At 38.2% G+C, this 15854-nt stretch carries 12 protein-coding genes; 5 read left to right on the top strand and 7 right to left on the bottom strand.

Annotated features, from left to right (window positions below):
• The first annotated feature begins 70 nt into the window (after positions 1-70).
• Positions 71-1489 (top strand): NADP-dependent phosphogluconate dehydrogenase, encoded by a 1419-nt coding sequence (gene gndA / locus KHA96_RS10210; RefSeq protein ID WP_213129196.1) that lies wholly within the window; start codon positions 71-73, stop codon positions 1487-1489.
• Between the two features lie 280 nt (positions 1490-1769).
• Here the strand turns inward: gndA and KHA96_RS10215 are convergent, their stop codons facing one another.
• Positions 1770-2942: an ROK family protein gene (locus KHA96_RS10215; RefSeq protein ID WP_213129197.1), complete on the bottom strand. Its 1173-nt coding sequence runs from the start codon at positions 2940-2942 to the stop codon at positions 1770-1772.
• A 372-nt stretch (positions 2943-3314) separates the two neighbouring features.
• Between KHA96_RS10215 and KHA96_RS10220 the strand changes: the two genes are divergently transcribed.
• The gene (locus tag KHA96_RS10220; protein WP_213129198.1) at positions 3315-4766 is read left to right on the top strand and encodes a gluconokinase; all 1452 of its coding nucleotides are present in this window, start codon (positions 3315-3317) and stop codon (positions 4764-4766) included.
• Between the two features lie 13 nt (positions 4767-4779).
• Here the strand turns inward: KHA96_RS10220 and KHA96_RS10225 are convergent, their stop codons facing one another.
• Positions 4780-5910 (bottom strand): ROK family transcriptional regulator, encoded by a 1131-nt coding sequence (locus KHA96_RS10225; RefSeq protein WP_213129199.1) that lies wholly within the window; start codon positions 5908-5910, stop codon positions 4780-4782.
• Positions 5911-6118: 208 nt separating this feature from the next.
• Positions 6119-7399 carry a DegT/DnrJ/EryC1/StrS family aminotransferase gene (locus KHA96_RS10230; protein WP_213129200.1) on the bottom strand — a complete coding sequence of 427 codons (1281 nt, stop codon included), beginning with the start codon at positions 7397-7399 and terminating at the stop codon, positions 6119-6121.
• A 146-nt stretch (positions 7400-7545) separates the two neighbouring features.
• Between KHA96_RS10230 and KHA96_RS10235 the strand changes: the two genes are divergently transcribed.
• Positions 7546-8361 carry a polysaccharide deacetylase family protein gene (locus tag KHA96_RS10235; protein ID WP_213129201.1) on the top strand — a complete coding sequence of 272 codons (816 nt, stop codon included), beginning with the start codon at positions 7546-7548 and terminating at the stop codon, positions 8359-8361.
• 697 nt (positions 8362-9058) lie between these two features.
• On the opposite strand, the gene uraA is transcribed toward KHA96_RS10235, so the two are convergent.
• The 3 genes from uraA to KHA96_RS10250 all read right to left on the bottom strand — a co-directional run bounded on the left by uraA (position 9059) and on the right by KHA96_RS10250 (position 12313).
• Positions 9059-10339: a uracil permease gene (uraA, locus tag KHA96_RS10240; protein ID WP_213129202.1), complete on the bottom strand. Its 1281-nt coding sequence runs from the start codon at positions 10337-10339 to the stop codon at positions 9059-9061.
• 284 nt (positions 10340-10623) lie between these two features.
• Positions 10624-11859 (bottom strand): peptidase T, encoded by a 1236-nt coding sequence (gene pepT / locus KHA96_RS10245; protein ID WP_213129203.1) that lies wholly within the window; start codon positions 11857-11859, stop codon positions 10624-10626.
• A 160-nt stretch (positions 11860-12019) separates the two neighbouring features.
• On the bottom strand, positions 12020-12313 hold the full coding sequence (locus tag KHA96_RS10250) for a winged helix-turn-helix transcriptional regulator (protein WP_249315556.1): 294 nt from the start codon (positions 12311-12313) through the stop codon (positions 12020-12022).
• Between the two features lie 172 nt (positions 12314-12485).
• On the opposite strand from KHA96_RS10250, the gene KHA96_RS10255 reads away from it, so the two are divergent.
• Together KHA96_RS10255 and KHA96_RS10260 are read left to right on the top strand one after the other, a co-directional pair.
• A complete protein-coding gene (locus tag KHA96_RS10255) occupies positions 12486-13325 on the top strand; it encodes a VOC family protein (RefSeq protein WP_249315446.1) in 840 nt (279 codons plus the stop codon).
• Between the two features lie 18 nt (positions 13326-13343).
• Positions 13344-13952, top strand: a complete 609-nt coding sequence (locus KHA96_RS10260) for a nitroreductase family protein (protein ID WP_213129204.1) — start codon at positions 13344-13346, stop codon at positions 13950-13952.
• A gap of 375 nt (positions 13953-14327) precedes the next feature.
• Here KHA96_RS10260 and KHA96_RS10265 read toward each other — a convergent pair whose 3' ends face one another.
• Complete coding sequence (locus KHA96_RS10265; protein ID WP_249315447.1) at positions 14328-15686, bottom strand: GGDEF domain-containing protein; 1359 nt, start codon at positions 15684-15686, stop codon at positions 14328-14330.
• Positions 15687-15854 lie beyond the last annotated feature (168 nt).

Genomic DNA, 15854 nt, shown 5'->3' on the forward strand with positions numbered 1-15854 from the left:
GTTGTTAACGCATAAAAGACATTGTATGATAAAATATATTTATGAATTAGTCTCTAAGGAGGAAATAAAATTGTCGAAACAACAAATAGGCGTCATTGGTTTGGCAGTTATGGGGAAAAACCTCGCTTTAAATATTGAAAGCAGAGGATATTCCGTTGCCGTTTTTAACCGTTCTTCAGAAAAAACTGAAGATTTTATGCAAAACGAAGCAAAGGGTAAGAATTTTGTCGGTGCCTTAACGATAGAAGAGTTTGTAAATTCATTGGAAAAGCCGCGTAAAATATTACTAATGGTAAAAGCGGGAGCGGCTACTGATGCTACAATTGAATCTTTAAAGCCATACTTGGAACAAGGTGATATTTTAATCGATGGTGGAAATACGTTTTTCCAAGATACGATTCGCCGTAATAAAGAACTTAGTGAAGCGGGACTTCATTTCATCGGTACAGGAGTTTCTGGTGGAGAAGAAGGGGCGCTTACAGGTCCTTCCATCATGCCAGGTGGACAAAAAGAGGCGTATGATTTAGTTGAACCTATCTTCCAAGCAATTTCTGCTAAGGTAAATGGAGAAGCATGCAGTACATATATAGGTCCAAATGGAGCAGGTCATTATGTGAAAATGGTTCATAATGGGATTGAATATGGTGACATGCAATTGATTTGTGAAGCTTATTTTATAATGAAGAATATTTTAGGTCTGAATGCAGATGAATTACACGAAGTATTCTCTGAATGGAATAAAGGTGAACTTGATAGCTATCTCATTGAGATTACAGCTGATATTTTTGCGAAAACAGACGATGAAACAGGCAAGCCTTTAGTTGACGTTATAAAAGATACCGCCGGCCAAAAAGGTACGGGTAAATGGACAAGTCAAAATGCACTAGATTTAGGCGTTCCACTTCCGCTTATTACGGAATCCGTATTTGCTCGCTTTATTTCAGCGATGAAAGAAGAACGCGTAGAAGCAAGCAAAGTATTAAATGGGCCGGAAACATCCGCTTTTGAAGGGGATAAAAAGGAACTAATTGAAGCAGTTCGCAGGGCATTGTATATGAGTAAAATTTGTTCTTATGCTCAAGGGTTTGCACAGATGAAGGCTGCATCAGAAGAATATGGCTGGGATTTGAAATACGGCGACATCGCCATGATTTTTAGAGGCGGCTGTATCATCCGTGCGCAATTCTTGCAAAAAATTAAAGATGCATATGATCGTGATCCAAGCTTGGCGAACTTAATGCTTGATCCGTATTTTAAAGAGATAGTTGAAAGCTATCAGCAGGCTCTTAGAAAAGTGATTGCTATCGCGGTTGAACGCGGGATTGCAGTTCCTTGTTTCTCAAGCGCTATTGCTTATTATGATAGTTACCGTACAGAAACATTGCCTGCTAATTTATTGCAAGCGCAGCGTGATTATTTTGGTGCCCATACGTATGAGCGCCTTGATAAAGAAGGCATCTTCCATACGGAATGGATGGATAAAAATTAACATGAAGAAAACCCGGGGAATTTATTCTTCCGGGTTTTCTCGTATTTTAAAAAAGTATCAATTTTTCTAAGGCATCCAGTTTTGACCAGACTTTTATTGTCTAGCTTCAGCGCTTATCGACTAGAAAACTTCTTGTCCTTTTCGCTTGCGTAGTCAACATAAGGTTTCCTTTATCGCAAGTCTTGGGCCCAATTAGGAACGTCGACTAACAGCGGCCGCGTCCTGTGGCGACGTCGAGGGGCCACATCTTGTGGGCCCTCGACGTCGATGAAGAAGGTGCTTACGCTTTTCTGACGTTAACTTGCAAATTTAACTCTGATATTTGTAAGAACTTTTTAATTGAGAAGGCACAAGCTCCCATGACGCAAGCTTGCTTTCCTAATTCAGAAATAACGAGCTTGCCATAGTGGCTAATATTTGAATTTAGTCGATTTTCAATTTGTCTTACAGCGTCGGGATTTAAACGAAGCAGTTCGGAATTTAATACGATGATTTCAGGATTATACATATTGATGATATTATTCATTCCGATGGAAATGTGTTTTATTAAAGCCTCCATTTGTTCGCTTACGTCTTTGTCACCGGATTTTAACCATGACTGTATATCATAGTAATCCGCATTCGTGCGATTAAAGTTTTCTTCTAATTGCTTGAAGAAACTTGCTTCTGACGCATATAATTCCCAACAGCCTTGATTGCCGCATGCACATGTTTTCCCATCAGGAACGACGATCATATGACCAATTTCACCTGAATAGCCATGGAAACCTTGATGGATTTCATCGTTCATAATCATACCTAAGCCAATCCCGGAATGCATAGAAATGCTGATCAAATTATTGCATTTATTATGCTTAAAAACACCCTCGGCAAAAGCGGTCAGATTTGCATTATTTTCAATAAAAATAGGCACATCCACTTTTTTCTTAAGATCTTCTTTTATATTTTTGTTTCGCCATTGAAGCTGTGGGAAAAAGAAGACTTTTTCATCCTTTGATACGAGTCCATGAATGCCGACGGTTACTCCGATTAATCCGAATGCACTTCCTTGACACTTCTTTTGAATGTCGATAATGTATTCAATTAGGATTTCGAGTATTTCATCATACTCTTTTGTTTGCAATTGTACGATTTCAATATGGGTAGGGAAGCCAAGCAAATCTGATAATGTAAAAATAATTTGATTTTTATCAAGATCAATGCCTAATGCATACCCAGCTTTTCTATTTAAAGAAAGAAGGATGGGTCTCCTGCCCAAGTTATTATGTTCAAGCTGTTCCTCAATAAGCAAGTTTTCTTCTAGTAAGTCGGCAACTTGAACGGATACGGTTGCTTTATTAAGTCCTGTAACTTTAGATAAGTCAGCGCGAGAAATTTTTTTATATTCAATGATTTGGCTTAAAATTAAGCCTCTATTTAATTTCTTTATATAAGCAGCATCGCCAGTAATCATATTGATCCCCCTAATAACAACGATAAAGCGTATTCACTTTTGTAAAAGTTTTCTTTATTAATATTTTGTAAATACATAAGCTCTTAATCTATTATTAATTGACGGTTTGATTATGGTAATGATATTCTATTTGTATTAATTTGACTAATAAACAAATGTGTTGTAAAGAGATGTAAGTGGTTTCATTACCTTTTTCTTAGTAAGTGAATATGGATTTAGGTAGAATATCCTTTAAAGAAAAGATTTCTCTCTTTTTAAATCATACCATAGCATTACGCCTTTACCACTATATTTTGAAAAAATTGTCGAATTTTGACCTCAGTTGTCATTTTTTGCTCGGAGTATGAAATAGAATGAAAAGGAAGATGGTATATGTCTTACATAATCGGACTAGATCTTGGAACGACGAGTGCAAAAGCTGTTATATTTTATTTGAATGGAAAGGTAAAATCTGAAGCCGAGCGTTTAATTACAACTTATTATCCTGAACCTGGCTGGGTGGAGCAAGTTCCAAATGAAATTGAAAGTCTTGCGATAAAAGCGATTAGAGATGCAATGGATAACGTGAATATTGGCAAAGAAGAAGTCAAAGCTATCGGCATTTCTTGCGCGATGCATTCGCTTATTTGTGTTGATCAAGAAGGAAAAGCCTTATCTAATGCACTTATTTGGTCGGATGGCAGGAGCAGTCAGCAGGCTGACAGTTTTACAGAACAGGATCGGCAGGAGTTATTTTTAAAAACAGGGGTGCCAATTCATCCGATGACTCCTTTCACTAAATTATTGTGGATGAAAGAGGCAGGGTTTGAAGCTTATAAAAAAGCAGACTATTTTATGTCTGTAAAAGAATATTTGCTCTTTCGCTGGTTTGGGGAAAGGGTTGTTGATTACTCGATGGCATCTGCAACAGGGCTTTTTAATCCTAAAACTTTAGAATGGGATGGAACAGCAATGGAAGTTGCTGCAGTTGATGAAAATCAATTATCTAAAGTAGTCCCGCCGACGTATATATTGAATGGTGTGGATGAAGTTGTAGCAGATGAGATGGGGTTATCGCAGGAAATTCCGTTTGTGATCGGGGCGGCAGATGGTCAGCTTGCCAATTTAGGCATTGGTGCAATTTTGCCTGGAGAGGTAGCGATTACGGTTGGAACAAGTGGGGCCGTTCGTCAGTTTTCTAAAGGTGTTCGAATAAACGAAAAGCGAGAGACATTTAGCTATGCGTTTACAGATGAATATAGCATCATTGGTGGACCTTCTAATAATGGGGGCATCGCTTTGCAGTGGTTGAAAGAACTGTTAAATAATCAAGATAATTATAGCGATTTTATAGAGAAGGCTGGGAATGTTGCTCCTGGTGCGGATGGGATTATTTTTCACCCGTATATTAATGGAGAAAGAGCGCCAATTTGGAATCAGCGGGCGACCGGAAACTTTTCAGGCTTGTCCATCACTCACAAGCAAGAGCATTTCATTCGGGCAGTTCTTGAAGGAATCACGTTTAATTTATATCAAATAGAAAGGGCGCTTAGCAGACTTGCGGGAGAACCGTCCAAAATTTACGTAAACGGCGGTCTTGCTAGATCTCCACTTTGGCTGCAAATGTTAGCTGATATATTCGGAAAAGAAGTTTATGTTGCGGAAACCCATCATAGCTCAGCATGGGGAGCAGCTTGGACTGCGCTCGTTGCAATTGAAGAAGCAAATTCATTCGGGGAGATCAAGAACAATATTCAGTTGGGAGAACCGATTGTACCGAACGAAAAAACACATCGGATATACGAGGAAATATATAAAGAATATATAAAAAGAAGCCGCGTCTGATTGGATGCGGCTTTTATAGTCTAGAAATAAAGTTCGTTTTTGCAAAGGTTAATGCACCGATTACTCCTTGTTGTTGTCCAAAGCTATTTTCTTCTAAACTTAGGGAGAGGGTGGCAAAGCGGTTGGCGCGCAAAATAATAGTCCGCTTCGTTTCTTCAAAGAGCAGGGGAAGGGCATCAAAGATCGGACCGCCAATGAAAATCGCACTTGGATTAAATAAGTTGACGACATTACTAAGTGCGATTCCAAGTGCCTTTCCTGTATCAATGCAAACTTCGACAGCAATTTTATCATTTTTCTTATACGCCTCAGTGATAGAAGCATAGGGACCGTTTCGTTTCTTATATTCTATTTCAAGCATCGGAAAGGTAATGATATTTTCCAAGCAGCCATAATTCCCGCATAAACAACGGCCGGCGTTTTCATCAGCAGTAATATGGCCCAGCAGGCTGGAAACATTGCTTGATCCTCTCAGTAATTGATCATTGATCATAATCCCAGACACAATTCCGAATCCAATTTGAACGACGATAAAATCTCTAATTTCCCTTGCTTTACCTAATGTTTTTTCAGCGATTGCCATCGTACGACCGCCTTCATCAAGAAAAACAGGACATGAATATGTTTGTTTTAGTATATCGATAAGTTGAATATTGTCCCAACCTTTACGATTAGGGATATTTAATATTGTTTTTTGTTCTCTATCGATAAGTCCGGTTACTCCAATACCGATCGCATCAATATTCGCTGGAAGAGTGTGTGCTCTTTCTAAAAATTGAATAAGTTTTTCATGCAGAGCTTCGCCTTTATTTTTATAATCGTCTAATTCAGCCATGAAAAACTCTTCTTGATGTAAAACTTCCAAGCTATTATCGGATAAAGCAAATCGAACAAGATGACCGCCGATATCAATACCTAAAAAAGTGAATTTTAGAGGATTAGAGTAAAGCGATACTTCTTTACGCCCTAAACCGTTGCTAATTCTTTCACCTTCCATAATAAATTGTTCATCTATTAATTTTTTCGTGATTTTTGTAATACTCGCTTGAGACAAGCCTGAAATTTCTGCGAGTTGTTTTCTGGAGATCCTGTTATAAGTCGTTACAAGACTAATAATTTCCTTTTCGGATGTGGTGTATTTCATAAGGAAAAGTCCTTTCAATCTATGCTATAACTGATTATATCAAAAGAGGAGCGTAAGCGCCTTGCTCAATCGACGTAAAGACCTGCAATACGGGTTCGTCGACGTTGGAGCAAAAGACGAATCGATGTTATATACGCAAGGGAAAAGGACATCCAGTCTGCTAACAATAAAATAAACCCAGTGACAGAGTGGTCACTGAGTATAAGGGTTATTGATGAATTTCCATGCGTTCGTTCATATGTTTTGCAACCTTTTTTATAGCAGCAATCGCATCCTTGCAATCTTCTCGAGTCAAATTTTGATGCAAAGAAATACTGATAGAACGCGCTAATAAATCCAAAGTATTCGGGCACATGTCTTTTGAATATTGAACATTTCCTTTATAGCTTTCGCATGTCCACGGATTCCCTTTTTCACTAGCACCGCGCTTATCTAAAACATAATCCCAATTAACGTAAATATGACGATCGGCAATCCCATTGTTATAAATCGTTCCATTCGGAATGCCTTCCGCATTTAGTAAATCAGCAAAAGTTTTTGCTTCCTCTGTATCAGATAAATAGAAGATTAAGTTATATGAGACGTCACCCTCAGGGTCTGGGATTCTTTGCAATTGAATAATGGGAATATCTTTTATTCCTTCGACAATCGTTCGTTTAACTTGACAGAGCTTTGAAATGACGGAATCAATTTTTTGTGATTGGGCCAATCCGAGTGCAGCATTTAGTTCGCTCATTCGATAATTTTCACCTGGGAAGGATTCCACGTTTTCGAAAAGTTTTGTTCCCCAATAGCTTAACGCTGAGTCGTGATAGATGCTTGCTCGCGTATAAATGACATCATCATTTGTAGTAACGAGCCCACCTTCTCCAGCAGTGACGACTTTATATTGTTGGAAACTAAAGCATCCCGCGTCTCCCATAGACCCTAATGGTTTACCTTTATACAAGCCGCCATTTGCTTGTGCTACATCTTCAATGACAATAAGATCATGTTTCTTGGCGGTTTCCAAGATTTTATCCATGTCACAAGGTATTCCTTTCATATGGACAGGGATGACTGCTTTCGTGTGTTCAGTGATTGCGGCTTCAAATGCTTTTGGATCCATCGTTAAACTATCATCGACCTCCACAATAACAGGAACCGCACGGGCAATTAAAACTGCAGCCGCCGTCGCAATATACGTATAGGCAGGAATGATCACTTCATCGCCAGGCCCAATTCCCGCGCCGACAACGGCGGACACGAGTGCGGATGTACCAGAGTTAACAGCAAGAGCATGCTTCACATTCGTACGATATTTATATAAGTCCTCTAATCGTTTTGCTTCTGAGTCTGCAAGTTGCTCATGATAAAAGCGGAAAACCCTTTTCTTATCCAACACACGTAGGACATATTCTTTTTCTAACTCGTCAAATTCCTCAGAACTAATAAATTCAGGGACCCAAGGCTTAGTTCGAACTGGAGTGCCACCTTTTGCAGCTAACATGGATCTTCCTCCCTTGGCAAATTAATTTCATGAGTAAATTATATGATGGAAGGGAAGAACTGTAAACTGATTTTTAAAAGATTCATATACAATGTGAGATAGATTTAATATAATTTACTAAATAAAATAATGAGGAGAGATTGACCATGCCTAAATTCTTAATCGGATATGATGTGGAATCTCAAGATGAGTCAACAGGGAAGTTTTTGAAGGCAGCATTAGAAGTACATTCAAATCTTGAGGCAAAAGCAAGTATTTTTATTGTTGGAAAAACATTAGAAAAAAACGTGGCGGTTGCTCAGAAAGTTTTGAACCAAGGTGATTTGGAATTCCATCAACATACGTATTCACATGTTTTATTAAAAACGGTTGTTCAGGAAAATGAAAAAGGCATAACGATTTTTCCTAGCGGAACTTTTGAAGAAGTTTGCGAGGAAATCAGTAAAGGACAAAAGGTACTTCGGAACCTTTTAGGAGTTGAGGGAATTGGATTTACAGCTCCTTATAATTATTATCGGGGTCTAAGTGATCGTCTGGATTTGTTGGCAGTTTTACGCGGAAATGGAATTAAGTTTGTCCGCTCAGCTGGTAGAAATGAAAAGGATTGGCAGCCGGTTCCATTTGAGTGGCAACCTTATTTTTATGAGCGACAAGGCTTTCCAGAAATATTGGAATGCCCTCTGCATGGATGGCAGGACTGCATCGCCCGGGAAAAACTAGGATGGAGCAATATTGATGAATACATTAAGTGGGTAAAAAAGGACATTGATTACGCAAGTGCCAATCAATTAGATTTTGTATATTGCAGCCACGATTGGAGCAGCATCCGTCACGATCCTAAACTAGACCATATCGCGGAATTGATTATGTACGCTAGGGAAAAGGGGTTGGATGTTACGAATTATTCTACTTACTACGAAGAGAAACGCGCGGAACGGAAAGAACCTGGTCGAACTTTCTAATTAGAGTTGATAAAATTAGGGAAAAAGATCCGTTGCTACTGTAGGATTTTAAAAAGGCTAATAGGGAGCCCGAAGCATCTAATAGAAATGTAAAACGGCTAATAGGAAGCTTGAAATGGCTAATAGAAATGTAAAACGGCTAATAGAAAGCTCGAAATGGCTAATAGAAATGTAAAACGGCTAATAGGAAGCTCGAAATGGCTAATAGAAATGTAAAACGGCTAATAGGAAGCTCGAAATGGTTAATAGAAATGTAAAACGGCTAATAGGAAGCTCGAAATGGCTAATAGAAATGTAAAACGGCTAATAGGAAGCTCGAAATGGCTAATAGAAATGTAAAACGGCTAATAGGAAGCTCGAAATGGCTAATAGAAATGTAAAACGTGTAATAGAATGCCTGAAATAGCCAATTAAAATGCAAAAACAGTAACGGACTCTCTAAAATGACCAATAGAAATGCAAACAGCTGAACGAATACATGAAAATGATGACATTTAAACAAAAAACCCCCGAAGTTCAATTTTTCCTTCGGGGGTATCTTTATTGTCTAGCTCCAGAGCCTATCGACTAGTGGATTTCTATGTTCCTTCCTACGATAAGTCAACATCGATTCGCCCAAGGGCTCATCGTGTTTCCTTTATCTCGTCATGAACTACAAAATCCCTACGTCTATAAACAGGCGCTTTCGCTTTTGTTTTTAATCATTCGTTAATTTAAGTTTTTCAAGAACCTTGAAGAATAGGCTTAGTAAAATCGCCACGATTGTCGCAAGACCCATTCCTTTTAGTTCTACAGAACCGATATGGATAGTAGCGCCGCTGATACCAATCGCTAAAACTACACATGTTAAGATTATATTATGTGAAAGACTGAAGTCTACTTTTGATTCAACTAACATACGTAGACCACTGACGGCGATAATTCCGAAAAGCAGCAGTGAAATTCCACCCATAACTGGTGTTGGAATTGCTTGGATTAAGGCTGCAAGTTTTCCGAAGAAGGATAGGAAAATCGCAATAACTGCGGCTCCTCCAATGATCCAAGTAGAATATACTCTCGTGATCGCAAGAACTCCGATGTTTTCCCCGTACGTTGTATTTGGTGTTGAACCTGTAAGACTTGATATGATGGTTGAAATTCCATTTCCTATAAAGGAACGATCGAGTCCAGGGTCTTTGACAAGGTCTTTTTTGACGATATTGCCTGTTACAATTAGATGTCCAATATGTTCTGGCAGCAGGACAAGGGCTGCTGGTAAAATGACGATAATGTCAGACCAATTAAATTTTATTTGATAAAAAGTTGGAAGGGCGAGCATGCTTGCGTCCTTCACTCCAGAATAATCAACTAATCCTACAAAACCAGCAATGATATAACCGGAAACAATTCCAAGTAGGATTGGGATAATTTTTAAGAATCCTCTTAATGTAACCCAATACACGATTGTAAGACCTAAAGTTAACAATGAAACGGTGATCATCTTTGGATCGGGTGACCATGTTGCTGGAGCATCTGCTGGTTTTAAAAGTCCTGCCATTCCCGCAGCTACTGGAACTAGCTCCAATCCGATTACTGCTACAATTGCTCCCATGGCAGCTGGAGGGAAAATGACGTCAATCCAGGTAGTGCCAGCTATTTTTATAATAAAACCTACGAGTAGTAATACGATACCGACGGCTAGGAAACCCCCAAGTGCGTGGCTATAACCTTCTTCACCAGTATATCTTCCTAAAACAACCATAACTGGTGAGATAAATGCAAAGCTCGACCCAAGATAAGCCGGGATTTTTCCTTTCGTAATAAAAAGATAAATGAGTGTTCCAATCCCGTTCATTAGCAATACGATTGCTGGATTCACTCCAAATAATAGCGGAACTAATACTGTAGAACCGAACATCGCGAATAAGTGCTGTAGGCTTAATGGTAAACTTTGTAATAATGGTAAACGTTCGTCTACTTGGATTTCTCTGTTTTTCATCCGATATCTCTCCCTTTTTATTGATCTTAAATCAGATGCTTAAGCTATAGGACAATATAAAAAGCACCTTGTCCTAAGCTAGGCAAGGTGCATAATAATCGGATGATAGAGTCATCTTTATGCAGAATTTACGCATAGTAAGAATATGCGCATGCAACCTTGTCAGCCTCACGGGACTGTTTTAAAGGCAATCTGATTCATTTGTCTTATGTATTATTGCAGGAGCGAAAAGATAAGTCAATACCTTTTATTCATTTATCTGCAATAATCTTACAATAATACTTTTATTCTGCGCGTTCCTCAAATAATTTACAAATTTCCGCAATGACAAGAACCGCTTTCTCCATATTATCGACAGAAATAAATTCATATGGTCCATGAAAGTTTTCTCCGCCAGTAAAAATATTCGGAGTTGGGAGCCCCATATACGATAATTGTGAACCATCTGTACCACCGCGAATTGGAGAAACAATTGGTTCAATGCCAAGACTCTTCATAGCATCAGATGCGATATCGACAATTTCCTTCACAGGTTCAATTTTTTCTCTCATGTTATAGTATTGATCGTTCATGTCCATAACAACACGGTCTTGTCCATACTTTTCATGTAGATTTGCCACAATATTTGCAACTAATGCTTTTCTTGCTTCAAAATTTTCACGTTCAAAATCTCTGATGATATAAGCAAGCTTCGTTTCTTCTACATCACCTTTAAAAGCAAGCAAATGATAAAAGCCTTCGTAGCCTTCTGTCAATTCTGGAGCTTCATTTGCAGGTAATGAATTGTGGAACTCCATCGCGATTTTTGCAGCGTTGACCATGGTTCCTTTTGCAGTCCCTGGGTGGATATTAGTTCCCCGGAATGTAAGTTTTAACCCAGCGGCATTAAAACTTTCGTACTGTAGTTCTCCAATTGGACCGCCATCCATCGTATATGCATATTCAGCATTGAATTTTTTAACATCAAACTTATGGGGGCCGCGGCCTATTTCTTCATCAGGGGTAAAGGCTACACGGATTTTTCCGTGCTTGATTTCAGGGTGCTTAATTAAATAATCCATAGCGGTCATGATTTCAGCAATTCCAGCCTTATTGTCCGCCCCTAAAAGAGTCGTTCCATCTGTTGTAATTAATGTGTGCCCCTTGTAGTTAGCTAGTGAAGGGAAATCTTTCTGTGAAAGAACAACATTTGAAGCTTCGTCCAATATAAGATCTTTTCCATCGTATTGTTCTACAATTTGAGGGTTTACAGCTTCACCAGTAAAATCAGTAGCAGTGTCTACGTGAGCTAAAAAGCCGATAGTTGGTACTTTTTTCTCCGTATTTGCTGGTAGAGTTGCCATTACATAGCCATTTTCATCAATCGATACGTCCGCCATTCCAATTGCTTTCAACTCCTCTACGAGTTGATTTGCAAGAGTTAATTGTCCTTCTGTGGAGGGGCATGCAGTATTATTTTCATCTGATTGGGTATTAATTTTTACGTATGAAACAAAACGTTGAATGATCTCATTTTTCATTCTCATTACCTCCTAGTGTTGATAACTACATATTACGAAATTTGAAGGGTAAAATAAAGAAGCCGGCATTCCTATTAGGGAAAGCGGCTTTTCGTATCTAGCGCAAGCGACTATCCACGTACACTTTTCATGTACTTCGATAAAAAGACGCTTACGCTGTTCAATTTATTTTCTCTTCTTTTTCAATTTCTAGCCAGTTCTCGCCCCATACTTCTATTTCCTTCATCAAAGGAGCTAAAGCCAACCCTTTATCCGTTAAGGAATACTCAATCCGTACGGGAGTTTCAGGATACACTTGGCGTTTGACGATGCCTTCTTGTTCTAAGTCCTTTAATCTTTCGGATAAAACTCTGGCACTAATGGGCATGGCGGATTCGACTGAACAAAAACGCTGGGGTCCATTTAATAGCTGGTGAATAATTAACCCTGTCCAGCGTTGGCCTAATATACTCATTGCTTTTTCAAACTTTGGGCATAACACATTATTCAAAATACTCACCTCGCTAATTAGATTATATCACTTGCGCTACTAAATACCTATCATTTATTGAAGGGTGCCTTATTTGACATTATAACATAATTATAGTAAAGTTACTTACATAAAGTAAGTATAGAGGGGGATAAATTTGAAACAACCCACTATCATTAAACAAGCTGTACTGATTGTAAGGAATTTAGAAAAAACAGAAGCTTTTTATGAAAAAGTTCTCGGATTTAAAGTAATTGAACGAACAAATGAAAAAGTTGCTCTATCTGCCGATGGGGAAAAAGCATTATTAATTCTTGAACAGAATCAAGATGCAGTACCTCGAAACCCGAGAACTACTGGCTTATACCACCTAGCTTTTCTATTGCCGGAGCGTTCACATCTTGCCGATATTGTACATTATTTTATTCAAACTCGTTATCCTTTGCAAGGGGCTTCGGACCATCATGTAAGTGAAGCGCTGTACATGGCTGATCCAGAGGGCAATGGGATTGAAATATATACTGACAGGGCACCGGAAGAATGGAGATGGCAAGAAGGGCAAGTCTTTATGACGACAGAAGCTCTTGACATTGAGGATCTTTTAAGAGATGCTACTGAAACGGGATGGCAAGGCATGCCCGAAAGAACGGTCATTGGGCATATTCACTTGCAAGTTTCTGAGTTGAACAAAACTCGTGAGTTTTATTGTGACGGTCTTGGATTTGATCTTGTGCTTAACTACGGATCCCAAGCCTCGTTCATTTCGAAAAATAAATATCATCATCATATTGGATTAAATACATGGAATAGCAAGGGTGCTCCTGCACCGGCTAAAAATAGTACGGGACTAAAAAATTATACAATAGTCCTGCCTAGCGATGAAGAAAAGCAAAAAGTCATAGACCGTTTGAAAGAAATAAATGCTTCACTTTCCTTGGATAATGGGAAAATTATAACGGAAGACCCATCGGGAACAGAGATCGTTTTAGAAGTGTAAATAGAGGAGAGAAGATTAATGATTCAAACAAAACAAAACTTTTATACTGCAGTTGAAAATAGACGTTCAATATACGGAATAAGCAAAGAAACACTTATATCAGATGAACGAATTGAAGAAATAATCGCTCATGCGATAAAGCATGCTCCGTCAGCGTATAACTCGCAAAGCGGTCGTGCAGTTATTTTACTTGGAGAAAACCATGAAAAACTGTGGAATATTACAGAGGCGGCATTAAGAGAAAAGGTATCTGCTGAGAAATTTAAACCGACGGAAGAGAAAATGGCAAACTTTCGAAATGGTTACGGAACGATTTTATTTTTCGAAGATCAAACAGTAGTGCAATCTTTACAAGAAAAGTTTCCATCATATAAAGAAAAAATGCCTGAGTATTCATTACAATCATCAGGGATGCTTCAATATATTGTTTGGGCAGCGCTAGAAGTAGAAGGGCTTGGTGCATCATTGCAGCATTATAATCCTATTATTGATGAAGCAGTCAAACAAATTTGGGACATACCTGAAAGCTGGAAGCTTATGTCACAAATGCCATTTGGAAAGCCGACCGCAGATCCGCGTGAAAAACAATATAATAGTGTGGAAGAAAGAATGAAGGTTTTTAAATAATTTACACAGATCCGAATATTGCACATGCATATATTCGGATCGTTTTTTATTTTCGCAAATAAAGGAAAGAAGTTACTAGGAATTTTGATTAACTTACTGCCAAGTTTTGTGCTGTTTTTACCGATCTTATCGAGCGGGGGAGGGCTTTGGCATATAATGAAGAGTCTCCTTCAAGGTAGATTTCAACTATTCAAGTGTCTTTTTTTAACTATCGATTAATTCAATTTCCCACATTCCGATAACCTTTGCAAGAATGAAATTTGTAGCTGAGCCCTGAATGAAAACAGCACTAACGACTCCAATTCATACAATCTTTTTTTCTATTCATTACATTACCCCGAAACTAGGATATTTATAGTTTCTTTTTCCGTATCTTTATAAAGAGTTTTCATCCATTACAAAGTTCAAACGATAAATACGGCGTGGTCTTCCTTTGTGGGTCACTTTTTCCTCACCAACAATTTCTACCATCTTGGCATCCATTAATTTTAGTAAGATTCGATTTGCACTTCTTACTGTAATCTTTAAAGTAGATGCCAATTCCCGAGCTGTATAATCGTATTTCCTATATCTAGCTACACGAGCCATTAGCCTTGTCATATATGTAGCTGACATACCTGCTGCTTGGGCTTGGTCTAATAACTCTGCATCAGTGATAGCTAACTCATATCTTTCATATTGTGTGTGAGAAGTAATATCTACAGGTCCTAAAACACTACGATCTTCGCGAACAATATAACAAACATCTCCACCAACCTCCTTAGATTGTCGGAGTGCTAAGCGTGCATGAGTCCCAGCCTCAGCAGCAGTTCTTCCGAAGCCAATTCCAATACATAGTGAAATTCCAAGTTTGTTTTTTGTATCTTGGAGTAAGGGGATAAATTTATACCCTCTTGTTTCGCGTTCAAATATTCCTCTTGTTGTGATAAATAAATATTCCTCGCCACCTAGAATCGTAAGATGACCGTCAAGCAATTTTGTATAGTCCAGTAACATTTGATGGATACTTAACTTTAATAATTGCACATCATGCTCCGATGTGAACTTCTCAATACCGCGGTCTAGGTTGTCTACATTTATTAACCCAAAAACAATTTGTGCTTCCTTATTTTTTCTAATATCTGTTGCCAATAGCGCACGTTCTAAGGAAACAATCATGTCCTGTTTAGTCGGTGTTACCCATTCGTGTGGTATGTTTAATTCTTTAAGTTGAGAGGAAACTTTTTGAATACCTGTAAGCGGAATGGCTCCACGCTCATGATAGTTTTTTGCATGAAATTTAACAATATCATTTATCGATAGAATAGATGATTGGTTTTGATAGACAATAAGTTCACAAGTTTCTTCTTCAAGTTCTACCAGAATTTGTTCAACATATTTTACCTCAACCGTATCGATCGATAAAAGCACCAGATTAAAAGTGTTTTTTACTGAGAACAATGAACGATATAAGGCAGTACCTAATAATGTTACAGGGTGTACAGGTATGTTAAATTCATATTCTTGCTTGGCCATATTGTACAAATGATATTCGGTAAACAATAAAACATCTATGTCTTTTAAGAAATCTTCAGGAATATTGGGGCTAGTACAAGCAGAATCAACATTGAAATAGGAAGCTTTAAAATTTGGAAATGACTTTAAAGTTTCTTTAGTAAGTTGGTCTAATTCTTTTGGACCGATAATTCCAATAAGAACCTCAGATTCATTGCGTCCGTTATTCTCGATTGACAATGATTACACCACCTTAATGAATGTGTGTGTCCTTTTATCTTTCATCTTACTTTTTTAAAAGGGAGGTGTCAAAGGTAATTGTACGAGGAGTTAGAGGAAATTAATAATGGACCATTTAAAGACAAATAAAAGACTTGTCTTTTAAAAAACGTATTATAGAATAATATA

This window comes from Bacillus sp. FJAT-49711 (genome assembly GCF_018343715.1).
GTDB lineage: Bacteria > Bacillota > Bacilli > Bacillales > Bacillaceae_C > Lederbergia.